1 protein-coding gene is annotated in these 427 nt (G+C 51.1%); it reads right to left on the bottom strand.

Annotated features, from left to right (window positions below; all coding sequences use genetic code 11):
• Window positions 1–157: 157 nt before the first annotated feature.
• The coding region (gene flgN, locus ACYP03_RS24240; protein ID WP_459782402.1) for a flagellar export chaperone FlgN at window positions 158–427 on the bottom strand (270 nt) is incomplete at its 5' end.

Genomic DNA, 427 nt, shown 5'->3' with positions numbered 1-427 from the left:
CAATAACTTCTCGACCTGTGCCTGCAAGGCATCGGCACTGAGAGAAAAAGACGACGATGCCGGGCTGGCTAATGCGAAACCCGGCAGGATAATCAGTGTGAACCAACAACAGAAACCAACCCACAAGCAGGAGCCGGTTTTGCGGGCAATCGTCATATCAGCTCTGCATCAATGCCGTACCATAGGCAGGTTCGCCCTTAATCTGCATCAGCAATTCACCGTACGAGGCGGACAGATTGCCGTTTACCTGATTGGTTTTCTGGCAGGACTGAATATGATTCTCCAGTTGCTGCCAGCTTTGGCGAACCTGAGCATTCAGTGGTGACGGCAGTTTTTTCATCAGTATTGTCATACCTTGTTTATCGGCAGACAGTCCGAGCTGTTGTAATAACTGCCTGCGTTGCGAGGCACTGTGCTGAAGCTGAGC

It is taken from the genome of Photobacterium sp. R1 (genome assembly GCF_054600795.1).
The sequence above is the reverse complement of the archived record's forward strand: the minus strand, read 5'-3'. Positions and strand labels throughout refer to the sequence as shown.